This window comes from Pseudomonas sp. MBLB4123, from assembly GCF_051904775.1.
GTDB classification, from domain to species: domain Bacteria; phylum Pseudomonadota; class Gammaproteobacteria; order Pseudomonadales; family Pseudomonadaceae; genus Aquipseudomonas; species Aquipseudomonas benzenivorans_B.
The window spans coordinates 594,074-616,282 of the sequence record NZ_CP196711.1; the positions used below are offsets into that span (position 1 = coordinate 594,074).

26 protein-coding genes are annotated in these 22,209 nt (G+C 64.4%); 22 read left to right on the forward strand and 4 right to left on the reverse strand.

Annotated features, from left to right (window positions below; translation table 11 throughout):
* Nucleotides 1–38: 38 nt before the first annotated feature.
* A complete protein-coding gene (locus ACSX1C_RS02955) occupies nt 39–617 on the reverse strand; it encodes a Maf family protein (protein ID WP_439888164.1) in 579 nt (192 codons plus the stop codon).
* 106 nt (nt 618–723) lie between these two features.
* On the opposite strand from ACSX1C_RS02955, the gene ACSX1C_RS02960 reads away from it, so the two are divergent.
* The 13 genes from ACSX1C_RS02960 to ACSX1C_RS03020 all read left to right on the forward strand — a co-directional run bounded on the left by ACSX1C_RS02960 (nt 724) and on the right by ACSX1C_RS03020 (nt 10,793).
* Complete coding sequence (locus tag ACSX1C_RS02960) at nt 724–1,251, forward strand: YceD family protein (protein ID WP_439888165.1); 528 nt, start codon at nt 724–726, stop codon at nt 1,249–1,251.
* 13 nt (nt 1,252–1,264) lie between these two features.
* The gene (gene rpmF / locus ACSX1C_RS02965; protein ID WP_025167420.1) at nt 1,265–1,447 is read left to right on the forward strand and encodes a 50S ribosomal protein L32; all 183 of its coding nucleotides are present in this window, start codon (nt 1,265–1,267) and stop codon (nt 1,445–1,447) included.
* A 3-nt stretch (nt 1,448–1,450) separates the two neighbouring features.
* Nucleotides 1,451–2,461: a phosphate acyltransferase PlsX gene (gene plsX / locus ACSX1C_RS02970; protein WP_439888166.1), complete on the forward strand. Its 1,011-nt coding sequence runs from the start codon at nt 1,451–1,453 to the stop codon at nt 2,459–2,461.
* 105 nt (nt 2,462–2,566) lie between these two features.
* Nucleotides 2,567–3,505 (forward strand): ACP S-malonyltransferase, encoded by a 939-nt coding sequence (fabD, locus tag ACSX1C_RS02975; RefSeq protein WP_439888167.1) that lies wholly within the window; start codon nt 2,567–2,569, stop codon nt 3,503–3,505.
* Between the two features lie 15 nt (nt 3,506–3,520).
* Nucleotides 3,521–4,264, forward strand: a complete 744-nt coding sequence (gene fabG / locus ACSX1C_RS02980) for a 3-oxoacyl-ACP reductase FabG (protein WP_439888168.1) — start codon at nt 3,521–3,523, stop codon at nt 4,262–4,264.
* 197 nt (nt 4,265–4,461) lie between these two features.
* Nucleotides 4,462–4,698 carry an acyl carrier protein gene (gene acpP, locus ACSX1C_RS02985; RefSeq protein ID WP_003245177.1) on the forward strand — a complete coding sequence of 79 codons (237 nt, stop codon included), beginning with the start codon at nt 4,462–4,464 and terminating at the stop codon, nt 4,696–4,698.
* A 107-nt stretch (nt 4,699–4,805) separates the two neighbouring features.
* A complete protein-coding gene (fabF, locus tag ACSX1C_RS02990) occupies nt 4,806–6,050 on the forward strand; it encodes a beta-ketoacyl-ACP synthase II (protein ID WP_439888169.1) in 1,245 nt (414 codons plus the stop codon).
* Nucleotides 6,050–6,865, forward strand: coding sequence for an aminodeoxychorismate lyase (gene pabC, locus ACSX1C_RS02995; RefSeq protein ID WP_439888170.1), 816 nt, complete (start codon nt 6,050–6,052; stop codon nt 6,863–6,865). The genes fabF and pabC overlap by 1 nt, the downstream gene beginning before the upstream one ends.
* 3 nt (nt 6,866–6,868) lie before the next feature.
* Nucleotides 6,869–7,930, forward strand: a complete 1,062-nt coding sequence (gene mltG, locus ACSX1C_RS03000) for an endolytic transglycosylase MltG (RefSeq protein ID WP_439888171.1) — start codon at nt 6,869–6,871, stop codon at nt 7,928–7,930.
* Nucleotides 7,927–8,559: a dTMP kinase gene (gene tmk / locus ACSX1C_RS03005; RefSeq protein ID WP_439888172.1), complete on the forward strand. Its 633-nt coding sequence runs from the start codon at nt 7,927–7,929 to the stop codon at nt 8,557–8,559. The genes mltG and tmk overlap by 4 nt, the downstream gene beginning before the upstream one ends.
* Entirely contained in the window at nt 8,552–9,544 is a 993-nt protein-coding gene (locus ACSX1C_RS03010; protein ID WP_439888173.1) for a DNA polymerase III subunit delta', read from the forward strand. The genes tmk and ACSX1C_RS03010 overlap by 8 nt, the downstream gene beginning before the upstream one ends.
* A gap of 35 nt (nt 9,545–9,579) precedes the next feature.
* A complete protein-coding gene (locus tag ACSX1C_RS03015) occupies nt 9,580–9,936 on the forward strand; it encodes a PilZ domain-containing protein (protein WP_042556691.1) in 357 nt (118 codons plus the stop codon).
* Nucleotides 9,937–10,010: 74 nt separating this feature from the next.
* Nucleotides 10,011–10,793 (forward strand): TatD family hydrolase, encoded by a 783-nt coding sequence (locus ACSX1C_RS03020; protein WP_439888174.1) that lies wholly within the window; start codon nt 10,011–10,013, stop codon nt 10,791–10,793.
* A 250-nt stretch (nt 10,794–11,043) separates the two neighbouring features.
* On the opposite strand, the gene ACSX1C_RS03025 is transcribed toward ACSX1C_RS03020, so the two are convergent.
* Nucleotides 11,044–12,177: an aminotransferase class V-fold PLP-dependent enzyme gene (locus tag ACSX1C_RS03025; RefSeq protein ID WP_439888175.1), complete on the reverse strand. Its 1,134-nt coding sequence runs from the start codon at nt 12,175–12,177 to the stop codon at nt 11,044–11,046.
* A 75-nt stretch (nt 12,178–12,252) separates the two neighbouring features.
* On the opposite strand from ACSX1C_RS03025, the gene ACSX1C_RS03030 reads away from it, so the two are divergent.
* The 4 genes from ACSX1C_RS03030 to ACSX1C_RS03045 all read left to right on the forward strand — a co-directional run bounded on the left by ACSX1C_RS03030 (nt 12,253) and on the right by ACSX1C_RS03045 (nt 15,289).
* On the forward strand, nt 12,253–12,891 hold the full coding sequence (locus ACSX1C_RS03030) for a TetR/AcrR family transcriptional regulator (RefSeq protein ID WP_318642124.1): 639 nt from the start codon (nt 12,253–12,255) through the stop codon (nt 12,889–12,891).
* A gap of 89 nt (nt 12,892–12,980) precedes the next feature.
* Nucleotides 12,981–13,949: a GTP 3',8-cyclase MoaA gene (locus ACSX1C_RS03035; RefSeq protein ID WP_439888176.1), complete on the forward strand. Its 969-nt coding sequence runs from the start codon at nt 12,981–12,983 to the stop codon at nt 13,947–13,949.
* Between the two features lie 158 nt (nt 13,950–14,107).
* The gene (locus ACSX1C_RS03040; RefSeq protein ID WP_439888177.1) at nt 14,108–14,710 is read left to right on the forward strand and encodes a DUF4823 domain-containing protein; all 603 of its coding nucleotides are present in this window, start codon (nt 14,108–14,110) and stop codon (nt 14,708–14,710) included.
* A 9-nt stretch (nt 14,711–14,719) separates the two neighbouring features.
* Nucleotides 14,720–15,289: a DUF1285 domain-containing protein gene (locus tag ACSX1C_RS03045; RefSeq protein ID WP_439888178.1), complete on the forward strand. Its 570-nt coding sequence runs from the start codon at nt 14,720–14,722 to the stop codon at nt 15,287–15,289.
* Between the two features lie 55 nt (nt 15,290–15,344).
* On the opposite strand, the gene ACSX1C_RS03050 is transcribed toward ACSX1C_RS03045, so the two are convergent.
* Nucleotides 15,345–17,009 (reverse strand): electron transfer flavoprotein-ubiquinone oxidoreductase, encoded by a 1,665-nt coding sequence (locus ACSX1C_RS03050; protein ID WP_439888179.1) that lies wholly within the window; start codon nt 17,007–17,009, stop codon nt 15,345–15,347.
* Nucleotides 17,010–17,330: 321 nt separating this feature from the next.
* Between ACSX1C_RS03050 and ACSX1C_RS03055 the strand changes: the two genes are divergently transcribed.
* Nucleotides 17,331–18,080, forward strand: coding sequence for an electron transfer flavoprotein subunit beta/FixA family protein (locus tag ACSX1C_RS03055; protein WP_439888180.1), 750 nt, complete (start codon nt 17,331–17,333; stop codon nt 18,078–18,080).
* The gene (locus tag ACSX1C_RS03060; RefSeq protein WP_439888181.1) at nt 18,081–19,010 is read left to right on the forward strand and encodes an electron transfer flavoprotein subunit alpha/FixB family protein; all 930 of its coding nucleotides are present in this window, start codon (nt 18,081–18,083) and stop codon (nt 19,008–19,010) included.
* Nucleotides 19,011–19,080: 70 nt separating this feature from the next.
* Here ACSX1C_RS03060 and ACSX1C_RS03065 read toward each other — a convergent pair whose 3' ends face one another.
* Nucleotides 19,081–20,019 carry an alpha/beta fold hydrolase gene (locus ACSX1C_RS03065; RefSeq protein WP_439888182.1) on the reverse strand — a complete coding sequence of 313 codons (939 nt, stop codon included), beginning with the start codon at nt 20,017–20,019 and terminating at the stop codon, nt 19,081–19,083.
* A gap of 115 nt (nt 20,020–20,134) precedes the next feature.
* Here ACSX1C_RS03065 and ACSX1C_RS03070 point away from each other — a divergent pair, with 115 nt between their 5' ends.
* From ACSX1C_RS03070 to ACSX1C_RS03080, 3 genes are read left to right on the forward strand one after another with little or no spacing between them, the layout of a single operon-like run.
* Nucleotides 20,135–20,959 (forward strand): substrate-binding periplasmic protein, encoded by an 825-nt coding sequence (locus tag ACSX1C_RS03070; protein WP_369959094.1) that lies wholly within the window; start codon nt 20,135–20,137, stop codon nt 20,957–20,959.
* A gap of 9 nt (nt 20,960–20,968) precedes the next feature.
* Nucleotides 20,969–21,322, forward strand: coding sequence for a DUF4398 domain-containing protein (locus tag ACSX1C_RS03075; RefSeq protein WP_439888183.1), 354 nt, complete (start codon nt 20,969–20,971; stop codon nt 21,320–21,322).
* The gene (locus ACSX1C_RS03080; RefSeq protein ID WP_439888184.1) at nt 21,319–22,131 is read left to right on the forward strand and encodes an OmpA family protein; all 813 of its coding nucleotides are present in this window, start codon (nt 21,319–21,321) and stop codon (nt 22,129–22,131) included. Before ACSX1C_RS03075 ends, ACSX1C_RS03080 begins: the two co-directional genes overlap by 4 nt.
* Nucleotides 22,132–22,209: the final 78 nt, after the last annotated feature.

Below are 22,209 nucleotides of genomic sequence, written 5' to 3' on the forward strand. Positions count from 1 at the left end.
CTGAAGCCCGGCCTTGGCCGGGCTTCTTCGTTCGGCTGTCAGGGAATGTCGATGCCGGCCTCGTGCAGCATGTCCACCAGGCGGATCAGGGGGAGGCCGATCAGGCTGTTGGCGTCGCTGCCTTCGGTGCTGCGAAACAGGCTGATGCCCAGGCCTTCTGCCTTGAAGCTGCCGGCGCAGTCGTAGGGCTGCTCCGCCTCCAGGTAACGCCCTATCTGCTCTTCGTTCAGGGGGCGAAAGTGCACGGTGAAGGGAATGCAGTCGACCTGGCACTGGCCGGTTTCGCTGTTGAGCAAGGCCAGGCCGGTCAGGAAGGTGACGCTGCGGTCGCTGGCGGCGAGTAGCTGGCTGCGCGCGCGCGCGAAGTCATGCGGCTTGCCGAGGATGTCCTGATCCAGGACGGCCGCCTGGTCGGAGCCGATGATCAGGTGGTGTGGGTGGCTGTCGCTCAGGGCGCGGGCTTTCTCCTCGGCCAGGCGGCGAACCAGGCTGCTGGCGTCCTCGTTCGGCAAGCGACTCTCGTCGATGGCCGGTGCGCTCCAGCTGAAGGGCAGGCGCAGGCGGGCCAGTAGTTCGCGGCGGTAGGGGGAGCTGGAAGCGAGCACCAGAGGCAGCATGACGTACTCCTTATATAAGGAGGGCGATTCTAGCGGTCGCTCCGGGTGCTGGACAGGCCGAATTTCCTTTGACAGGGGGTGGGCGCATCCCTAGAATGCGGCGCCTATGTCGAATGGTCCGATTCCACCTCACGTTGATCCGCGCAAATTGGCCGATCGTGGTACCGCTCTCGAGGGAGTGGTGGCGCTGGCCGACTTGCACAGGCTCTGCGACCCGCTTGCCGATAATGCCGGCACGGTAAGCGCGAAGTTTGTCTTCGAGCGCGACGAGCGCAACGCCGTGGTTATGCACAGCGAGCTCGAGGTCGAGGTCAAGATGGTTTGCCAGCGTTGTCTGGAGCTGGTCGCTCTACCGATCCAAAGCGCATGTGATTACGCTGTGGTGAAAGAAGGTGCGAATACCCAGTCTATGCCGAAAGGCTATGACGTGCTGGAGTTGGGTGAAGAGCCATTGGATCTGCTGGCTCTGGTTGAGGATGAGCTGCTGCTCGCCTTGCCCATAGTGCCGGCCCATGATCCTGAAGATTGCCAGCAGCCGGCAGGCCTCGAAGAGCCCTCGCCGAGCGAGGACGAGGTAACGCGGTCCAACCCGTTCAGTGTATTGGCACAGTTAAAGCGTGACCCAAACGTTTAGGAGTTAATTAGTTATGGCTGTTCAGCAGAACAAAAAATCCCGCTCCGCTCGCGACATGCGTCGCTCGCACGATGCCCTCGAGGGCAATGCGCTGTCCGTCGAGAAGAGCACCGGTGAAGTTCACCTGCGTCACCACGTTTCGCCGGAAGGCGTTTACCGTGGTCGCAAAGTGATCGACAAGGGCGCTGACGAGTAATCCTTGTCCGCTCCGATCATCGCGATTGATGCAATGGGTGGGGACTTCGGTCCCCACTGCATTGTTCCAGCCAGCATCGCCTGTCTGGCCGAATACCCCTCGCTGCACCTGGTCCTCGTTGGCCAATCCCCCCTTCTAGAAGAGTTGATCGCCCGGAATCCCAAGGTCGATCGTGCGCGCCTGCGCGTCGAGCATGCCGGCGAAGTGATCGGCATGGATGAGCGGCCGGCCCAGGCTCTGCGCAATAAGCCGGATGCGTCTATGCGCGTCGCCTTGGAGCTGGTGCGCAGCGGCCGTGCCCAGGCCTGCGTCAGTGCCGGCAATACCGGGGCGTTGATGGCCTTGTCGCGTTATGTCTTGAAGACGCTGCCGGGCATCGACCGGCCGGCGATGATGGCGGCCGTGCCGACCCGTGCAGGACATTGTCAGTTGCTCGATCTGGGGGCGAACGTCGATTGCAGTGCCGAGCACCTCTATCAGTTTGCCGTGATGGGTTCGGTGGCTGCCGAGGCGATGGGGATCGTTCGGCCCCGGGTGGCGCTGCTCAATGTCGGCACCGAGGACATCAAGGGGAATCAGCAGGTCAAGCTGGCGGCTAACCTGTTGCAGCAGGCGGCGGGGCTGAACTACAGCGGCTTTGTCGAGGGCGATGGCCTGTATCGCGGCGAGGCCGATGTGGTGGTGTGCGATGGGTTCGTCGGCAATATCCTGCTCAAGTCCAGTGAGGGCTTGGCACAGATGATCTCGGCGCGTATCGAGGCGCTGTTTCGAGAAGGGACGGCGGCGCGCCTGATCGGTGCCCTGGCCATGCCGTTGTTGCGGCGTTTACGCGCCGAGCTGGCTCCCGCTCGGCATAATGGCGCGAGCTTTCTCGGCCTGCAGGGTATCGTGGTCAAGAGCCATGGTGCAGCGGGGCAGGAAGGCTTCAAGAGCGCGATTCGTCGGGCCTTGCAGGAGGTGGAAGAGAACCTGCCGCAGCGCCTGCATGGCCGCCTCGAGGATCTGTTGTTCTAGGATGTGACCGCGGCTGGCGGCCTGTCATCCAACTGTCAGTTTGTTGCGTTTGGCTATGCCTTGTCGCGATTCCCCCGACGCTAAGACCACTAGGGAAACCTATATATGTCTGCATCCCTCGCCTTTGTCTTTCCTGGTCAGGGCTCCCAGTCCCTGGCGATGCTGGCCGAGCATGGCGCTCAGCAGCCGCTGATCATCGACACCTTCGCCGAAGCCTCCGATGCGCTCGGTTACGACCTGTGGGCCTTGACCCAGCAGGGGCCGGAAGAGCAATTGAATCAAACCGACAAGACTCAGCCGGCGATCCTCGCGGCTTCCATCGCCCTGTGGCGTTTGTGGCAGGCGCAGGGCGGTGCACGCCCGGCGTTCGTCGCCGGCCACAGCCTCGGCGAGTATTCGGCTCTGGTGGCTGCCGGCAGCCTGGATTTTGCCGCGGCGGTGAAATTGGTCGAGCACCGTGGCCGGCTGATGCAGCAGGCCGTTCCGGCTGGTCAGGGCGGCATGGCGGCCATCCTCGGCCTGGACGATGCCGACGTGCTGGCGGCGTGCGCCGAAGCGGCGCAGGACGAGGTGGTCAGCGCGGTCAATTTCAATGCGCCGGGCCAGGTGGTGATCGCCGGCGCCGCGCCGGCGGTGGCGCGTGCGGTCGAGGCGTGCAAGGCACGTGGTGCCAAGCGCGCCATGCCCCTGCCGGTCAGCGTGCCGTCGCACTGCGCCTTGATGCGCCCGGCAGCCGAGCGCTTTGCCGAGGCCGTGGCGGCGATCGCCTGGCAGGCGCCGCAGATTCCGTTGGTACAGAACGTCAGTGCGGCTGCAGTGGCCGATCTCGATGCGCTCAAGCGCGACTTGCTGGCCCAGCTCTATAGCCCGGTTCGCTGGGTCGAGTCGATGGTCTGTCTGGCCGATCAGGGCGTGACCGATCTGGTCGAGTGTGGTCCGGGCAAGGTGCTGTCGGGGCTGAACAAGCGCTGTGTCAAAGGCATCAATACCCATAATTTGGATACCCCAGACGCCTTCGCCGCCACCCGCGCGGCCTTGGCCTGATTGAGGAGAGGTTTTATGAGCCTGCAAGGTAAAGTTGCCCTGGTTACCGGCGCGAGCCGTGGTATCGGCCAGGCTGTCGCGCTTGAGCTGGGGCGCCAAGGCGCCGTGGTCATCGGTACCGCGACTTCCGCATCCGGTGCCGAGCGCATCGCCGAAACCCTGAGGGCCAACGGCATCGAAGGGGCCGGCCTGGTGCTGGATGTCAGCAACGATGAGTCGGTGGCCAGCACCCTGGAGCATATTCAGCAGCACCTGGGGCAGCCGTTGATCCTGGTCAACAACGCCGGCATCACGCGCGATAACCTGATGCTGCGCATGAAAGACGACGAGTGGTTCGACGTCATCAATACCAATCTGAACAGCCTCTATCGCCTGTCCAAGGCCGTGTTGCGCGGCATGACCAAGGCGCGTTTCGGTCGCATCATCAATATCGGATCGGTGGTCGGGGCCATGGGCAACGCGGGGCAGGTAAACTACGCCGCTGCCAAGGCTGGGCTGGAGGGTTTCGGTCGTGCGCTGGCCCGGGAAGTCGGCTCGCGGGGAATCACCGTGAATGCGGTGGCGCCCGGTTTCATCGATACCGACATGACCCGAGAGCTGCCGGAAGCGCAGCGTGATGCGCTGCTGACACAGATTCCGCTGGGCCGTCTGGGGCAAGCCGAAGAGATCGCGAAAGTGGTCGCTTTCCTCGCTTCGGATGGCGCAGCCTACGTCACAGGGGCTACTATCCCTGTGAACGGCGGTATGTACATGAGCTGAATGTGACGGATGCCTTCGGAAAACTGTCATAGTCGCTGTCTAGAATCCGGTATAAAGCTGCAACAGGTTTATAGACAGATCGTTGAAGTGTTCCTGGGGGCACCCCGGCATTCAGCTTGAAATGCTAAAAACCCTTTCTATACACTTGGCCGCAGACCAGTGGCCTGGATTTGTCCCATTAGGAGTGAGAACAAGGTATGAGCACCATCGAAGAACGCGTCAAGAAAATCGTTGCCGAGCAACTTGGCGTCAAAGAAGAGGAAGTAACCAACAGCGCTTCCTTCGTCGAAGACCTGGGTGCCGACTCTCTTGATACCGTTGAGCTGGTGATGGCCCTCGAAGAGGAATTCGAGACCGAGATCCCGGACGAGCAAGCTGAGAAGATCACCACCGTTCAGGAAGCCATCGATTACGTGACTGCGCACGCGCAATAAGCGAATCGTCGATTCCCGACTTGGAAAAGCCGCACGCCTTCATCGGGCGTGCGGCTTTTCTTTAAGCGCATCCCAAGCGTTGCAAACCGAAACAAGAGGAGATTGCTGTGTCGCGTAGACGCGTCGTGGTTACCGGTATGGGCATGGTGTCGCCACTGGGTAACGATGTGCCGAGCAGCTGGCAGGGCATTTTGGCCGGGCGCAGCGGCATCGGCCCGATCGAGCACATGGACCTGTCGGCCTATAGCACCCGCTTCGGCGGTTCGGTGAAGGGCTTTGACGTCGAGCAGTACCTGTCGGCCAAGGAGGCGCGCAAGCTCGACCTGTTCATCCAGTACGGCCTGGCGGCGAGTTTCCAGGCGGTGCGTGACTCCGGGCTGGAAGTAACCGATGCCAACCGTGAGCGCATCGGTGTGGCGCTGGGCTCCGGCATCGGCGGCCTGACCAACATCGAGAACAGCTGCAAGTCGCTGCACGAGCAGGGGCCGAGACGCATCTCGCCGTTCTTCGTGCCGGGCTCGATCATCAATATGATTTCCGGCTTCCTGTCGATCCACCTGGGACTGCAGGGGCCTAACTACGCCATCGCCACCGCCTGCACCACCGGCACCCACTGCATCGGCATGGCGGCGCGCAATATCGCCTACGGCGAAGCCGACGTGATGGTCGCCGGTGGCGCCGAGATGGCCGCCTGCGGTCTGGGCATCGGCGGCTTCGCCGCGGCGCGGGCGCTGTCGACCCGCAACGACGAGCCGACCAAGGCCAGCCGTCCGTGGGACAAGGATCGCGACGGTTTCGTCCTGTCCGACGGCGCCGGCACCCTGGTGCTGGAGGAGCTGGAGCATGCCAAGGCCCGCGGCGCGACCATCTACGCCGAGCTGATCGGTTTCGGTATGAGCGGCGATGCCTTCCACATGACCTCGCCGCCGGAAGATGGGGCGGGTGCGGCCCGCTGCATGGCCAATGCCCTGCGCGACGCCGGGCTCGAAGGCAGCCAGGTGCAGTACATCAATGCCCACGGCACCTCGACGTCCGCAGGCGACAAGGCCGAAGTGGCGGCCATCAAGTCGGTGTTCGGCGAGCACGCCTATAAATTGGCTGTCAGCTCGACCAAGTCCATGACCGGCCATCTGCTCGGTGCCGCGGGTGCGGTGGAGGCTATTTTCAGCGTGCTGGCGCTGCGCGAGCAGGTGGCTCCGCCGACCATCAACCTGGATCAGCCGGATGAGGGCTGCGACCTCGACTTCGTGCCGCACCAGGCCAAGGCGATGGACATCGACGTGGTGCTGTCCAACTCCTTCGGTTTCGGCGGCACCAACGGCTCGCTGGTGTTCCGCCGGTTCGCCGGTTGATGCTGAGCTGGGTCGACGGTCGTCCGGCCGAGCTGCTGTCTGTCAGGGATCGCGGCCTGGCCTACGGCGATGGTCTGTTCGAAACCGTCGCCGTGCGTGGCGGCCGGCCAGCGTTGCTGGAGCGCCACCTGGCGCGCCTGGCAGAAGGTTGTGCGCGCCTGGGGTTGCCATACGATGCGATCTTGCTCCGGGACGAACTGCTCGCCTTCAGTCGGCAGATGGGCGAGGGCGTGGCCAAGTTGATCCTCACCCGGGGTGACGGCTTGCGTGGCTATGCGCCGCCGCAGCCGGCGGTAGCGCGACGCCTCTTGCTCGGCGGCGCGAGACCGGCATACCCGGCGGAGCATGCCGAGCAAGGTGTGCGTCTGTTTCCCTGTGCGATGCGCCTGGCGGAGCAGCCACTGCTGGCCGGCTTGAAGCACCTCAATCGCCTGGAGCAGGTGCTGGCGCGCAGCGAGTGGCAGGATGGCGAGCATGCCGAAGGCCTGATGCAGGATGCTTCGGGACGGGTGATCGAGGGGGTCTTCAGCAACCTGTTCCTGCTCAAGGGCGGTGTTTTGCTGACCCCGGACCTTTCGCGTTGCGGCGTGGCCGGTGTGATGCGCGCGGAGTTGCTGGCGCAAGCCGATGCCCTTGGGGTGCCCTGCGAGGTGCGCGACATCGACCTCGCCGAGTTGCTGAGCGCCGACGAGGTCTTTCTGTGCAACAGCCTCTATGGCGTGTGGCCGGTTCGCCGGCTGCAGGGCCGCGACTGGCCGGTAGGCCCGCTCACCCGTAAACTGCAGGCCATAGCCCGCGATCTACTGGACGGCTGATCTGTGATACGCAAGATATTGCTGCTTCTGGAAGCCGGCGTGTTAGTGGCCGGCCTGTTACTGGTTTTCGCCGCCTGGCAGCAACACAAGGCGCTGCACCAGCCTTTGCAACTGACTGAGGAGCGCCTGCTCGAAGTGCCGGCCGGCACGACGCCGGGGGGCGTACTCAACCGCCTGCAGGCCGAAGGGGTTCTGCAGGACGCATTCTGGCTGCGGCTTTACTGGCGCTTCAATCTGCGTGGTCAGCCCCTGCACAGCGGCGAATACCGCCTGGTGCCGGGGCAGACGGTGAACGACATGCTGGTGCAGTGGCGTCGTGGCGAGGTGGTGCAATACAGCCTGACCCTGGTCGAGGGCTGGAACTTCCGTCAGGTGCGCGCGGCGCTGGAGCGTGCCAGCAAGCTCGAGTCGCGCCTGACCGGGCTGAGCGATGCACAGCTGATGGAGAGCCTCGGGCTGCCCGGGGTCAATCCGGAGGGGCGCTTCTTCCCCGATACCTACCGTTACGTGCGCGGCACCACCGACCTGGATCTGCTCAGGCAGGCCTATGCGCGCCTGGAGCGGGTGCTGGCCGAGGAGTGGGCGCAGCGCGCCGAAGGTCTGCCTTACGGCGAGCCCTATGACGCCCTGATCATGGCCTCGATGATCGAGAAGGAGACCGGCGTGCCGGAGGAGCGGGGGGCGATCGCCGGCGTATTCGTCCGTCGCCTGCGCAGCGGCATGCGCCTGCAGACCGACCCGACGGTGATCTACGGCCTGGGCGAGCGCTACAACGGCAAGCTGTCCCGTGCCCACCTGCGCGAACCCACTCCCTACAACACCTATGTCATCGACGGCATGCCGCCGACGCCGATCGCCCTGGTCGGGCGCGAGGCGATCCACGCGGCCTTGCACCCGGTGGCGGGCAAGAGCCTGTATTTCGTGGCCCGGGGCGATGGCAGCCATGCCTTCTCGGACACCCTGGAGGCGCACAATCGGGCGGTGCGTGCCTATCAGCTCAATCGTCGCGCAGGCTACCGCTCCAGTCCCGCCCCACAGTCAAGCCATCAGAAGGACGCCCCGTGAGCGGTCTGTTTATCACCCTGGAAGGCCCGGAAGGGGCCGGCAAGAGCACCAATCGCGAGTACCTGGCCGCGCGCCTGGCGGAACACGGCATCGAGGTGCTGCTGACCCGTGAGCCCGGCGGCACGCCGCTGGCAGAGCGTGTGCGCGAGCTATTGCTGGCGCCGAGCGAGGAGCCGATGGCGGCCGATACCGAGCTGCTGCTGGTGTTCGCGGCGCGGGCCCAGCACTTGGACCGGGTGATTCGCCCGGCCCTGGCGCGCGGTTGTGTGGTGCTCTGCGATCGTTTCACTGATGCCACCTATGCCTACCAGGGCGGCGGTCGCGGTTTGCCGGAGGAGCGCATCGCCGTGCTCGAGGACTATGTGCAGGGCGCTCTGCGTCCGGCGCTGACCCTGGTCTTCGATCTGCCGATCGAGGTCGGCCTGTCTCGCGCCGCGGCCAGGGGACGCCTGGATCGCTTCGAGCAGGAGGGGCGAGCCTTCTTCGATGCCGTGCGTCAGACCTACCTGCGCCGTGCGGCCGCGGAGCCGCAGCGCTATCGGGTCCTGGATGCCTCGCAGTCCCTGAGCGAAGTGCAGCAGGCCCTGGACGCACTGTTGCCGCAGATTCTGGAGCTGTGCCGTGGCTGAGGTCTATCCCTGGCAGGCTGAACTGTGGCGGCAGCTGGCCGGCCGCACTCGGCATGCCCACGCTTACCTGTTGTTGGGGCCTGCCGGCATCGGCAAGCGCGATCTGGCCGAGTCCCTGAGGGCGCTTCTGCTGTGTCAGCAGCCGGCGGGCCTGGAGGCCTGTGGACAGTGCAAGGGCTGTCACCTGCTCGCGGCGGGCAGCCACCCGGACAGTTTCGAACTCAAGCCGAGTGGGGACAAGAAGAGCGTCGGCGTCGACGATGTCCGCGAGCTGATCGGCTTCGTCAACAAGACCGCGCAATTGAGCGGACGCAAGGTCGTGCTGATCGCCGAACCGCCGGCGGAAGACATGACTCTGGCCGCCTCCAATGCCCTGCTCAAGAGCCTGGAGGAGCCCTCCGGCGATACGGTGCTGCTGTTGCTCAGCCATCAGCCGAGCCGGCTGTTGCCGACCATCAAGAGTCGCTGCGTGCAGCAGGCCTGTCCGCTGCCGGACCCGGCGACCAGTCTGGCCTGGCTGACCCGGACCTTGCCGGAGTGCGGCGAAGTGGAGTGCCGGGAGCTGCTGAGCCTGGCGGGCGGCTCGCCGCTGACCGCGCGCAGCCTGCAGCAACAGGGCGTGCGCGAGCAGCGCGCCTTGGTGGTGGACGGGGTGAAGAAGCTGCTCAAGCAGCAGATCGCCGCCAGCCAGCTGGCCGAGGCCTGGAAGAACCTGCCAATGCCTATGCTGTTCGACTGGTTCTGCGACTGGGCGCAGTCGATGCTGCGTTACCAGCTGACCCGCGACGAGCAGGGACTGGGGCTCGAGGACATGCGCAAGGTGGTGCAGTACCTGGCCGACAAGGCGCCGCAGGCCAGGGTGCTGGAGACCCAGGACTGGCTGTTGCAGCAGCGGCAGAAAGTGCTGGGCAAGGCCAACCTGAACAGTGTGTTGCTTCTCGAAGCGCTCTTGGTGCGGTGGGCAAGCCTGCCCGGACCGGGCTAGAATCGGCCATTGAGTAATGACGCTAGGAATGCCGCATGAGCTTGCCACCTAACTTGGGTCCGCGTAATGGAATCTTGTCCCTGACCATCAAGGACAAGTCCGTGCTCTATGCCGCCTACATGCCCTTTATCAAGAATGGCGGGCTGTTCATTCCGACCAACAAGAGCTACAAGCTCGGCGATGAGGTGTTCATGCTGCTCAACCTGATGGATGAGCCGGAGAAGATTCCGGTCGCCGGCAAGGTGGTATGGATCACCCCCAAGGGCGCCCAGGGCAACCGTGCCGCGGGCGTGGGCGTGCAGTTCAACGAGGGCGACAACACCGCCCGCAACAAGATCGAAACCTACCTGGCGGGTGCGCTGAAGTCGGACCGTCCGACCCATACCATGTAGGTCGCTACTTTTTCACCAGGACGTCCGGGCCCGCGATGCCGCTAGCGGCATCGATTCTCAAGTGATTGCTATCCATGCTGGTTGATTCCCACTGCCACCTCGACCGCCTCGATCTGGCCGCGTATCAGGGCTCGCTCGATGCGGCGCTGGATGCCGCGCGCGCACGCGGCGTCGGACACTTTCTCTGCATCGGCGTCAGCGCCGACAACGCCGCGGCGGTCAAGGCGCTGACCGAGCGCTATGCCGACGTCGACTGCTCGGTGGGGGTGCACCCGCTGGATCTTGAGCCCGGCGCGGCGCCTGCCCTGGACTGGTTGCTGGCCGAGTTGAGCCACCCGCACGTGGTGGCCATCGGTGAAACCGGGCTGGACTACCATTACGAGCCGCAAGCTGCACAGGCCCAGCAAGAGGCCTTTCGCCTGCACCTGCACGCCGCCCAGCTCACCGGCAAACCGGTGATCGTGCACACCCGCGAGGCGCGGGCCGACACGCTGGCGCTGCTGCGCGAGGCGGCGTTGCCGCAGGCCGGTGTGCTGCACTGTTTCACCGAGGATTGGGCGATGGCCAGGGCGGCGCTGGATCTGGGGTTCTACATCTCGCTGTCCGGCATCGTCACCTTCCGCAATGCCGAGGCGTTGCGCGAAGTCGCCCGCCAGGTGCCGGCCGATCGGCTGCTGGTGGAGACTGACTCGCCTTATCTGGCGCCGGTACCCTATCGCGGCAAGCCCAACCTGCCGGAATATGTGCGCGAAGTGGCCGAGTACCTGGCGCAGTTGCGCGGGGTGGGTTTCGAAACCCTGGCCGAGCAGACCAGTGCCAACTTCAAGCGCCTGTTCCCGCTGGCGCGGGTCGACTAGGGCGAGGTCGCTCCGATGGCTGCGTTGCGGATCTCGGGGCAAAAAAAACCCGGGTTCTGGGGGATGAATCCGGGTTAAGACCATTAGGAGTAAATCAAGGTACGCGGTCCACGGTACCTTGCCTGGCGGGGCACTTGGGGGGAGATGCCGCGCACCAGTACCCCTAAGTATTGGCGAAGATTCCCGATCGTCCACCACGGTTCGGCGCCTTTTTAAACGGTTTTGGAATACCGCGGCTGCTGTTGAGTCCTCATCCTGCTGCCAGCTGGTGCAGCAAGCGTAGGGTTTCCTCTATTACTCGCCCTTCACTGTAGAAGTGTGGCGACAGGCGGATGCCACCGCCACGCTGGGCGCAGATCACCTGTTCGCTCCTCAGACGCTCGTACAGCAGCCGATTGTCCCAGCCCGCCAGGCTGAAGGTAACGATCCCGGCGCGCCTCGCCGGACTGCGTGGGCTGTGCAGGCTGAGGCCGGGCATCGTACCGAGGTCGTCGAGCAGCCATTGCACGCGTTCCTGCACCGCACGCCCCACCTCTTGCATGCCGACCTCCTCGAGCAGGGACAGGCTGGCCTCCAGGGCCATGGCGCCGAGCAGGTTCGGGCTGCCACATTCGAATCGCCGAGCCGTCTTGGCCACCTGCCACTCCTTGCGCTGGTAGTCGCCGGGGTGCTCGAGCATGTGCCAGCCGTATTCATGCAGCTTCAGTTGTTCGCGCAGCTCGCTGCGGCAATAGAAGGCGCCGAGGCCCTCCGGGCCGAGCATCCATTTGTGCCCGTCGGCCATGGCGAAGTCGCACTGGTTGCTCTGCACGTCGAAGGGCAGGGCGCCGAGCTGCTGAATCGCATCGACGCAGAGCAGCACGCCGCGCTGGCGACAGCCATGGCCGAGGCGCTCCAGGTCCAGGCGCAGGCCGCTGGCATATTGCACCGCGCTGATTGCCAGCAGGCGGGTGCGCGGACCGCAGGCCGTGAGCAGTCTGGCCTCGGGATCGCTACCCTGCAGGGCGATCTGCAGCACTTCCACGCCGAGCGGTTTGAGTGCTTCCCAGACCACGCGATTGGAAGGAAATTCCTCGTCACTGATGATCACCTGATCGCCGGCCTTCCAGTCCAGCCCGAAGGCTACGAAGGACAGCGCCTCGGAGGTGTTCTTGACCAGGGCGATGTCGGCACTGCTCGGTGCGTTGAACAGGCGCGTCAAGCGTTCGCGCAGGGTGTTTTCGACCTGTAGCCAGGCCGGGTAGTCGCGGGCGCCGTGGCGGGCGTTCTGTTCGGCGAAGCGGCTGACGGCCACAACCGCGCGTTGCGGCCAGGGTGAGACTGCCGCGTGGTTCAGGTAGCGCAAGCCGGCGACCTGGGGAAACTCATCGTGAATGCCGTACATGGTCGGATGATCCGTGCAATTTGACGCTAGATAGGCATAATAGCCCGCTTCGATTTTTGACCTCTTAGTCCTTTTATGCAGAAAGAACCCCGTAAGGTCCGTGAGTTTCGCCGCCGCGAACAGGAAATTCTCGATACCGCGTTGAAATTGTTCCTCGAGCAGGGCGAAGACAGCGTGACCGTCGAGATGATTGCCGACGCGGTCGGTATCGGCAAAGGCACCATCTACAAGCACTTCAAGTCCAAGGCGGAGATCTACCTGCGCCTGATGCTCGATTACGAGCGCGATCTGAACGAGCTGTTTCACTCGGCCGACGTGGACCGTGACAAGGAGGCGCTGTCGCGCGCCTACTTCGAGTTCCGCATGCGCGATCCACAGCGCTATCGCCTGTTCGACCGGCTGGAGGAGAAGGTGGTCAAGGGCAATCAGGTGCCCGAGATGGTCGAGCAGCTGCACAAGATCCGCGCCTCCAACTTCGAGCGCCTGACCCAGCTGATCAAGGGGCGCATCGCCGAAGGCAAGCTGGAAGACGTGCCGCCTTACTTCCACTACTGCGCCGCCTGGGCCCTGGTGCATGGCGCGGTGGCGCTGTACCACTCGCCATTCTGGAGCAATGTGCTGGAGGACCAGGAGGGCTTCTTCCAGTTCCTCATGGATATCGGCGTGCGCATGGGCAACAAGCGCAAGCGCGACGGTGAAACACCGACCGGGTGACGTTATTCAGCCGGTCAATAGCGTGCGCGGCGCATGTGCCGCCCTCCCGCCGGCGATATACTCGGGGCTATCAATCGCCGGAGCCCTCCATGATCGTTGATCGCCAAGGCAGACGTTTTCGCAACCTGCGGGTCAGCCTGACCGCGGCCTGCAATTACGCCTGCACCTACTGTGTACCGGACGGCAAGCGCCTGGTGGCGGCCCAGGATGAGTTGTCCGCCGACGCCATGGTGCGTGGCGTGGCCTATCTGATCGAGGCGGCCGGCATCGAGCGATTGCGCGTTACCGGCGGTGAGCCGCTGGTCAGCCCCAAGCTGGAGACCTTCCTGCGTGGCGTCGGCCAGTTGGGGCTGAACGATATCAGCCTGACCAGCAACGGCCAGCTGCTCTCGCGCAAGTTGCCGCTGCTGGTGGAGTGCGGCATCCGCCGCCTCAACCTGTCCCTGGACACCCTCGATGCCGCTGCGTTCCGGACCATCGCCCGCGGTGGGGACCTGGCTACCGTGCTGGCTGGCATGGACGAGGCGCGAGCGGCCGGGCTGAAGATCAAGGTCAACATGGTGCCGCTGCGCGAGCAGAACCTCGATCAGGTCCTGCCGCTGCTGGACTACTGCCTGGAGCGCGGTTTCGAGCTGCGCTTCATCGAGCTGATGCGCATGGGGCACCTGGCCCGTGACGGCAACGGCTTCCTCCGGCAGTTCGTCGGCATGCCCGAGCTGCTGGCGATGATCGGCGAGCGCCATGGCTTCACCCAGGCCGACGCGCCAGTGGATGCCACGGCCCTGCGCTACGAGATTCCCGGCCGGGGCTTCTTCGGGGTGATCGCCAACGAGAGCGTGCCCTTCTGCCGCACCTGCTCGCGTCTGCGCCTGTCGTCCACCGGCTGGCTGCATGGCTGTCTGTCCTCGAGCAACCGCCACTATGTCGGCGATCTGCTGGACAAGCCGCGCCACCAGGCGCTGCCGGCCTTGCAGCGCCTGTTGGTCAAGGCGCTGGGCGATAAGCAGGAGGTGGCCTTCTCCGGCGGGGCGACGGTGATGAAGATCATCGGCGGCTGAGCACTGGCTCGGTCTTCGGTCCGGATTGCCGAACTGCTTGCGAGAGCCGTCGATCCGTGCCGGCTCAGCTGCCGTCTGTCTCGGGCGGCGTTATGGCGCGGAACCTGCATTGCCTCGCCATCTGCCGGTTTTTCGTCGCCGGCGACGGGAGAAGTGCGATGCGATTGTTACTGCTAACCCTGGCCCTGCTGGCCCTAGGGGGCTGCATGAAGGTCAGCGATCTGGCCGACGGTGCCGAGTACCACTTGCGCGATGCGGGCGTGCTCGATCATGGCCGGACCGAGCGCATGGCTTCGCGGCGCCTGCAGCAGGACTCCTTCATCTACATTGCCCAGGGCCATTTCGTGCCGCCTGGACATGGTTATCCGCGGCCCAACGTGGTGGCCGAGGAGGCCTTCAAGGGCTTCGTCGAGTACTTCCCCATGGTCCGTCGCTCCCGTGCACCCCTGGGCCTGGAGGAGGCCATGGGCCAGGCGCGCAAGGCCGGAGCACATTATCTGCTGTACAGTCGCTTCGCCTATAGCGACGATCGTATCGGCACCGCCGATGAGTGGGTCGATCAGGAGGCGCTGGATCGCCTGGGCACCGATCGCAGTGTGATTCAGCTGATGCTGATCGAGACCAATACCCGGTATCTGGTCGATACCGCGCGGATTCGCAGTCGTGGTGGTTTCCTGACGTTCTACGATGCCCGGCCGGAAGACCTGATCGGTCCTCCCTTGCATGACTATGCCCGCAGCCTGCTCGGGGTCGGGCGCTGAGGAGTCTTTATGAGTGATCCAGGCAAGGCCGGCGAGCTGCTGGCGCAGATTCCCAAGGGCGAAGCCAAGGGTTTGCCGCCGGTGCACCTGTGGAACCCGGATTTCTGTGGCGATATCGACATGCGTATCGCCCGGGACGGCAGCTGGTTCTATATGGGTACGCCGATCGGCCGCAAGCCGATGGTCCGGTTGTTCTCCACCATCCTCCGTCGCGACGGCGACGACTATTTCCTGGTCACGCCGGTGGAGAAGGTCGGCATTCGGGTCGATGATGCGCCCTTCGTGGCGGTTACCTTGCGCGTAGAGGGGGAGGGGGAGCGGCAGGCGCTGTATTTCACCAGCAATGTCGAGGATGAGGTTCTGGCCGGGGCCGAGCACCCGCTGCGGGTGGAGCTGGATGACCGGACCCAGGAGCCTGCGCCCTACGTGCATGTGCGCGCGAATCTGGAGGCGCTGGTGCATCGCAATGTGTTTTATCAGCTGGTCGAGCTGGCGGTGCCGCGGGAGATCGACGGCCAGACCTGGCTGGGGGTGTGGAGCGCTGGTTCGTTCTTTCCACTCGGCCCGCAGCCGGATTAGTTGCGGGCTGTTAGCCGATAAAGAAAAAGGCTCCCGAGGGAGCCTTTTTTGAGTCTTACATGTTGGGGTAGTTCGGCCCGCCAGTGCCTTCCGGTGCCACCCAGGTGATGTTCTGGGCGGGGTCCTTGATGTCGCAGGTCTTGCAGTGCACGCAGTTCTGCGCGTTGATCTGGAAGCGCTTCTCGCCGTCTTCCTGAGTCACCACCTCGTACACGCCGGCCGGGCAGTAGCGCTGCGCCGGTTCATCGTAGAGCGGCAGGTTCTGGGCGATCGGGATGCTCGGGTCGCTGAGCTTGAGGTGGCAGGGTTGTTCCTCTTCATGGTTGGTGTTGGAGAGGAATACCGAGCTGAGCTTGTCGAAGCTGAGCTTGCCGTCCGGCTTGGGGTAGTCGATCTTCTGCGCTTCGCTGGCCTTCTTCAGGCAGGCGTGGTCCGGCTTGGTGTCGTGCAGGGTGAAGGGGATCTTGCCGCCGAACAGGTTCTGGTCGACGTAGTTGAATGCGCCGCCGGCGATGGCGCCGAACTTGTGGATCGCCGCGCCGAAGTTGCGGCTGCAGAACAGCTCGTCGTACAGCCAGCTGGCCTTGAAGGCCTCGACATAAGCGGTCAGCTGGTCGCCACCTTCCTTGCCGGCGAACAGCGCATCGGCCACCGCTTCGGCGGCGAGCATGCCGGACTTCATGGCGGTGTGACTGCCCTTGATCTTGGCGAAGTTCAGGGTGCCCAGGTCGCAGCCGATCAGTGCGCCGCCGTTGAACACCATCTTCGGCATGGAGTTGATGCCGCCCTTGCAGATGGCACGGGCGCCGTACGCCACCCGCTTGCCGCCTTCCAGATACTGGGCGATCACCGGGTGGTGTTTGTAGCGCTGGAACTCGTCGAACGGCGACAGGTGCGGGTTGCTGTAGGACAGGTCGACGATCAGGCCGACCACCACCTGGTTGTTCTCCAGGTGGTAGAGGAAGGAGCCACCGGTGTTCTCGGTGCCCATGATGTCCAGGGGCCAGCCGGCGGTGTGCACCACCAGGCCCTGCTCATGCTTAGCCGGGTCGATGTCCCAGATTTCCTTGATGCCGATGCCGTAGTGCTGGGCGTCGGCCTCGCTGTCCAGCCCGAACTTCTGGATCAGCTGCTTGCCGATGTGGCCGCGGCAGCCTTCGGCAAACAGGGTGTACTTGGCGCGCAACTCCATGCCCGGGGTGTAGTAACCCTCTTTCGGGTTGCCTTCGCGGTCGACGCCCAGGTCGCCGGTGACGATGCCGCGCACCACGCCCTGTTCGTCGATCAGCGCGTCCTGGGCGGCGAAGCCCGGGTAGATCTCCACGCCGAGGTTTTCGGCCTGCTGGGCCAGCCAGCGGCACAGATTGCCCAGGGAGATGATGTAGTTGCCCTGGTTGTGCATGGTCTTGGGCACGAACAGGTCGGGAATGCGGCTGGCCTTCTCGGCGTTCCTCAGCAGGTAGATGTCGTCGCGCTTGACCGGGGTATTCAGGGGGGCGCCGAGTTCCTTCCAGTCGGGGAACAGCTCGTTCAACGCGCGGGGTTCGAATACCGCGCCGGAGAGGATGTGCGCGCCGACCTCGGAGCCTTTCTCGACCACGCAGACGCTGATTTCCTGACCCGCTTCGGCGGCTTTCTGCTTCAGACGGCAGGCGGCGGACAGGCCAGCAGGGCCGGCGCCGACGATGACGACGTCGAACTCCATAAATTCGCGTTCCACAGGCTATCTCCTAATCAGGGCTCTCTCGATATTTTATTTGGCAGGCAGGCTCGTTCCCTGAGCGGTGCGCGCGCATTATATCTACACCCGGTGTCTGGTCCAATACAAACGTTTGTTTGAATTTTCTGTAGGGCTGGTAGAATCTTACTACATCGCGGATGACTGACGGGTTCGCCGTATTGACCGGGCTAGGTCGTGCGGTCAAGATACGGGCGGTTTTGCGCTCGCCGTCTGGGCTGAAAGTCGGTTCCGGCCGACTGGCATCACCCGCCATGTTCGCTTTGGCGACATTCCTATTCACCGGAGAGTAACGAGGAATCCATGAAGGTTCTTGTAGCTGTCAAACGAGTGGTCGACTACAACGTCAAGGTTCGCGTCAAGGCGGACAACAGCGGCGTTGATCTTGCCAACGTCAAGATGTCGATGAACCCCTTCTGCGAAATCGCCGTGGAAGAAGCCGTGCGCCTGAAAGAGAAGGGCGTGGCGAGCGAAATCGTCGTCGTGTCGATCGGCCCGACCGCAGCTCAAGAGCAGCTGCGCACCGCCCTGGCTCTGGGTGCAGATCGCGCCATCCTGGTCGAGTCCGGCGACGAGCTGAACTCCCTGGCCGTGGCCAAGCTGCTCAAGGCCGTGGTCGACAAGGAGCAGCCGCAGCTGGTGATCCTGGGCAAGCAGGCCATCGACAGCGACAACAACCAGACCGGCCAGATGCTCGGTGCCCTGACCGGCTATGCCCAGGGCACTTTCGCCTCCAAGGTGGTCGTTGCCGGCGACAAGGTCAACGTCACCCGTGAAATCGACGGCGGGCTGCAGACCGTTGCGTTGAGCCTGCCGGCGATCGTCACCACCGACCTGCGTCTGAACGAGCCGCGCTACGCGTCGCTGCCGAACATCATGAAGGCCAAGAAGAAGCCGCTGGAAACCGTCACCCCGGATGCCCTGGGTGTTTCCACCGCGTCCACCGTCAAGACCCTGAAAGTCGAAGCGCCGGCTGCTCGCAGTGCCGGCATCAAGGTCAAGTCCGTGGCTGAACTGGTCGAGAAACTGAAGAACGAGGCGAAGGTAATCTAAATGGCTATCTTGGTTGTTGCAGAACACACTAACGCTGCCCTGGCTGCTGCCACGCTCAATACCGTAGCGGCTGCCAAAGCCATCGGTGGCGACATCCACATCCTGGTTGCCGGCGCCGGTTGCGGTGCTGCCGCCGAAGCCGCGGCCAAGGTCGAGGGCGTATCCAAGGTCCTGGTGGCCGACAATGCCGCCTTCGCTCATCAGTTGCCGGAAAACGTCGCGCCGTTGATCGCCGAACTGGGCGCCGGCTACAGCCACATCCTGGCGGCCGCCACCACTAACGGTAAGAACTTCCTGCCGCGCGTGGCCGCGCAGCTGGACGTAGACCAGATCTCCGAGATCATCGCGGTCGAGAGTGCCGACACCTTCAAGCGGCCGATCTACGCCGGCAACGCCATCGCCACCGTGCAGTCTTCGGCGGCCATCAAGGTGATCACCGTGCGTGCCACCGGTTTCGATCCGGTTGCCGCCGAAGGCGGTTCGGCCGCCGTCGAAGCCGTGGCTGCTGGCGCCGATGCCGGCACCTCGGCCTTCGTCGGCGAAGAGCTGGCCAAGTCCGATCGCCCTGAGCTGACCGCTGCCAAGATCGTCATCTCCGGCGGCCGCGGCATGCAGAACGGCGACAACTTCAAGCACCTGTACGCCCTGGCCGACAAGCTCGGCGCCGCCGTCGGCGCTTCGCGGGCCGCGGTCGACGCAGGCTTCGTGCCGAACGATATGCAGGTCGGCCAGACCGGCAAGATCGTCGCGCCGCAGCTGTACATCGCGGTCGGCATTTCCGGTGCGATCCAGCACCTGGCCGGCATGAAGGACTCCAAGGTGATCGTGGCGATCAACAAGGACGAGGAGGCGCCGATCTTCCAGGTGGCCGACTACGGCCTGGTCGCCGACCTGTTCGAGGCCATCCCGGAGCTGGAAAAGCTGGTGTAAGCCGCTTTCCCAGGCCAACAAAAAACCCGCTCTCGAGCGGGTTTTTTGTTGGCTGCCTGCTGCGATGCGCTCAGTCCTCCGTATTCTCGATACCGCCGAGGAAGGCCTGGTAGTGAGCGGCAGTTTCCTGCGGCCGTTCGATCATCGGGGCATGGCCGCAATCCTTCATGATGACCACGCTGGGACGCTTGAGCAGAGGGCGCATCACCTCGATGCTGGAGACATCCAGCACGCGGTCGCGTTCTCCCCACAGCAGCAGGGTCGGCGCCTGGATCTTCGGCAGCTCCGGCTCCAGCGGGACATAACGCTCGATCAGCTGGGCGAAAATGCGCTGGTAATGCGCGCTGTTGTCGATGGCGCGCTCGGCCAGGTAGCGCTTGAGGGGGGAGGGCAGTGGCGGCGGCTCGACGAACACGAAGTCCAGCAGGCGCTCGAAGTCCTCGGGCCGCTCCACCACCAGGGGATTGGCCGCGCCGCGTTCCAGGCGCTGGATCAACTCGCTCTTCACCGGCGCGTTGACACCGGCGTTGGCGAACAGGGCCAGGGTGCGTACCTGCTGCGGGTAGCGCGCGGCGTAGAGGGCGGCGATGTGGCCGCCCATGGAGTTGCCGACCAGGTGCAGGCGGTCGATGTTCAGGGCCTGCACGAAGCTGGCGACGCGCTCGGTCTGGGTGCCGACGTCGTAGCTGGCGTTCGGCCTGCTGCTGTCGCCGAAGCCCGGCAGATCCAGGGCGATGACCTGATAGCGCTCGGTCAGGTGGCGGGCGAAACGTAGCCAGTTGTCCTTGTCGGCGCCGAAGCCGTGGATCAGCAGGATGGTTTCGCCGTCGGGCGGGCCGCCACGATAGTAATGGATGCTAAGATCGGCGACCTCCAGGCGCTCATGGGACAGGTCGGCGGCCCACTGTTCCAGCCACTGCATGCTGGTCAGCAGGGTGGCGGGGACGGCATAGAGTACGCCGGCGACGGCCGTGAGGAGCAGCACGAGGGCGAGAAAGAGTTTTTTCATGCCGTGTCCTTATCGCGAATTATTATTGCGCTGCCGCTAAGCTAGCATGGAAGCACGCCCTTGGCCTGTTACCGCCGCGGGCGGCCCAATCGAACGTTGAACCGAGACCCATCGAATGCGCGATAGTCCCATCCTGAAGTCCTGCCTGCTGCTCTTCACCTTGCTGACGATGCCAGTCGTGGCGCTGGCCGCCGGCAAGTGTGAGCGTCTGGTTGCCACGGGGCACCCCGATTATCCGCCGTTCATGTGGCGCGACCCGCAGAAGCCGCAGCAGCTGATTGGCGCCCAGGCGGACTTGCTCGCTCGACTGGGCGAGGAACTGGGGGTGCGCATCGAGGTGTTGCACAGCAAGTCCTGGGACAAGGCGCTGGATGAGGTGCGCAGTGGCCGTATCGATCTGCTGGCCGGGGCGCCGCTGACCCTGGCCGATCTGGAAACCATGGACTATGTGCACCCGGCGCCGTTCAGTCGCGCCGACGTGGTCTGGGTACGCAATATCGCCAGTTTCCCCTATATCGAGTGGGCCGACCTGCGCGAGCGCCGCGGGGCGGCGGTCGGCAAGGGGTTCGGCAAGGCCTTCGACCAGTACGCCAAGGGCAATCTGAACCTGGAGCAGGGCGGTAATCTGACCCAGCAGCTGCAGAAACTGATGCTCGGCGAGGTGGATTACGTGGTGCACGAGCGCGAACCCGCCCTGGCCCTGGCCCACATCCTGGGTCTGCAGGACGACCTGCTGGCTCTGCATCCGCCGATTCGCAGCGAGGGCTTGCACCTTGCGCTGTCGCACAACTCGGCATGCAACGACCCCTGGCTGCGCGGACAGCTGGCGAAAAAAATGACAGAATTGGTCGCCGCCGGCGTGCCGGATGCCTTGCTGCAACGCAATTTGCAGCGTTGGAAGGAGCAGCAGTTGCAGCCCGCCAGCGCCCCGAATCCGTAGGAAAAACCAGTGACCCATCGACTTCTCTGCGCCGTGCTGGCGCTGCTGGCCTTGACGGCCTGCGCCAGTGATCCGCCCCCTCTCGAACAATTGCGCCTGACCGAACAGGCGCTCACCCAGGCCCGGGCCGTGGGCGCCGACGAGCAACTGCCCGAACTGGTTCAGGCCGAGGACAAGTTGCGTCGGGCCCAGGCTGCCATGGCCGAAGAGGCCTTCAAGCAGGCACGGGTGCTGGCCGAGCAGGCCGAACTGGATGCCCGCCTGGCCGAGGCACGGGTGCTGACGGCCAAGAGCCAGGATCAGCTGGCCGTCTTGAGCAAGCAGATCAATCGCCTGCGTCGTCAGTTGGGGGACCTGCAATGAGCCGTCGAGTAACCCTGGGGGCTGGCGCCGTACTGATGCTGGCGTTGGGCGGCTGTGCCGCCCCGCAGACGAACAGCGGCGAAGCACTGGAGGCAGCCCGGAGCAGTTTCCAGAGGGTCAAGGAAGATCCCGGCGTATTGCGCAGCGCGGCCAAGGATGTGATCCGCGCCGGCGAGTCCCTGGCGCGCGCCGATCGCCTGTCCAGCTACTGGGGCAGCGCCGATGACGTCGCCCATTACGCTTACCTGAGCCAACGCTACAGCGATATTGCCGGAGAGAAGAGCCAGATCGTTCTCAATCAGGAGCGCGCGGCCAAGCTCGAACTGGAGCGCCAGCGCCTGCAGCTGGCGCTGCGCGAGGCCAAGCTGCTGAGCATCCAGGAACAGAGCCACTGGCTGGAAGAGCAGATGGTCAGCCTGGCGACCACCGAGACCGAGCGCGGCCTGGTGATGACCCTGGGCGATGTGCTGTTCGATGCCGGGCACGCCGACCTCAACGTTTCGGCCAACCGCACGGTGCTCAAGCTGGTGCAATTCCTTCAGCTCAACCCGCGGCGGGTAGTGCGCATCGAGGGCTACACCGACAGCAGCGGCGACAAGCAGGAGAACCTCGAGTTGTCCCGGGCGCGGGCGCAGACGGTGGCCGACGTGCTGGTCGACCTGGGCATCGATGCCCAGCGCATCGAGGTGCAGGGCCACGGCGAAAGCTTTCCGGTGGCGGAGAACGCCTCGGCCAAGGGCCGGGCACAGAATCGCCGGGTCGAGATCGTGTTCTCCGACGAGCAGGGCCGTCTAGGCGCCAGTCGCTGATTCCCACGGATAGAAGTCGCCCCGGTCGCCGTTAGGCGCCGGGGCTTTTTTACGCGCGGGCAATAGACTAAACAGTTG

What these genes read in the sequence shown, in the direction of transcription:
- ACSX1C_RS03070 (WP_369959094.1), top strand. Translation starts at nt 20,135, where the DNA reads ATGCGCGATAGTCCCATCCTGAAGTCCTGCCTGCTGCTCTTCACCTTG.
- ACSX1C_RS03030 (WP_318642124.1), top strand. Translation starts at nt 12,253, where the DNA reads ATGCAGAAAGAACCCCGTAAGGTCCGTGAGTTTCGCCGCCGCGAACAG.
- rpmF (WP_025167420.1), top strand. Translation starts at nt 1,265, where the DNA reads ATGGCTGTTCAGCAGAACAAAAAATCCCGCTCCGCTCGCGACATGCGT.
- ACSX1C_RS03060 (WP_439888181.1), top strand. Translation starts at nt 18,081, where the DNA reads ATGGCTATCTTGGTTGTTGCAGAACACACTAACGCTGCCCTGGCTGCT.
- ACSX1C_RS03025 (WP_439888175.1), bottom strand. Translation starts at nt 12,177, where the DNA reads ATGTACGGCATTCACGATGAGTTTCCCCAGGTCGCCGGCTTGCGCTAC.
- ACSX1C_RS03035 (WP_439888176.1), top strand. Translation starts at nt 12,981, where the DNA reads ATGATCGTTGATCGCCAAGGCAGACGTTTTCGCAACCTGCGGGTCAGC.
- ACSX1C_RS02955 (WP_439888164.1), bottom strand. Translation starts at nt 617, where the DNA reads ATGCTGCCTCTGGTGCTCGCTTCCAGCTCCCCCTACCGCCGCGAACTA.
- ACSX1C_RS03080 (WP_439888184.1), top strand. Translation starts at nt 21,319, where the DNA reads ATGAGCCGTCGAGTAACCCTGGGGGCTGGCGCCGTACTGATGCTGGCG.
- ACSX1C_RS03020 (WP_439888174.1), top strand. Translation starts at nt 10,011, where the DNA reads ATGCTGGTTGATTCCCACTGCCACCTCGACCGCCTCGATCTGGCCGCG.
- ACSX1C_RS03040 (WP_439888177.1), top strand. Translation starts at nt 14,108, where the DNA reads ATGCGATTGTTACTGCTAACCCTGGCCCTGCTGGCCCTAGGGGGCTGC.
- ACSX1C_RS03065 (WP_439888182.1), bottom strand. Translation starts at nt 20,019, where the DNA reads ATGAAAAAACTCTTTCTCGCCCTCGTGCTGCTCCTCACGGCCGTCGCC.
- pabC (WP_439888170.1), top strand. Translation starts at nt 6,050, where the DNA reads ATGCTGAGCTGGGTCGACGGTCGTCCGGCCGAGCTGCTGTCTGTCAGG.
- ACSX1C_RS03015 (WP_042556691.1), top strand. Translation starts at nt 9,580, where the DNA reads ATGAGCTTGCCACCTAACTTGGGTCCGCGTAATGGAATCTTGTCCCTG.
- acpP (WP_003245177.1), top strand. Translation starts at nt 4,462, where the DNA reads ATGAGCACCATCGAAGAACGCGTCAAGAAAATCGTTGCCGAGCAACTT.
- ACSX1C_RS03045 (WP_439888178.1), top strand. Translation starts at nt 14,720, where the DNA reads ATGAGTGATCCAGGCAAGGCCGGCGAGCTGCTGGCGCAGATTCCCAAG.
- ACSX1C_RS02960 (WP_439888165.1), top strand. Translation starts at nt 724, where the DNA reads ATGTCGAATGGTCCGATTCCACCTCACGTTGATCCGCGCAAATTGGCC.
- fabG (WP_439888168.1), top strand. Translation starts at nt 3,521, where the DNA reads ATGAGCCTGCAAGGTAAAGTTGCCCTGGTTACCGGCGCGAGCCGTGGT.
- fabD (WP_439888167.1), top strand. Translation starts at nt 2,567, where the DNA reads ATGTCTGCATCCCTCGCCTTTGTCTTTCCTGGTCAGGGCTCCCAGTCC.
- ACSX1C_RS03055 (WP_439888180.1), top strand. Translation starts at nt 17,331, where the DNA reads ATGAAGGTTCTTGTAGCTGTCAAACGAGTGGTCGACTACAACGTCAAG.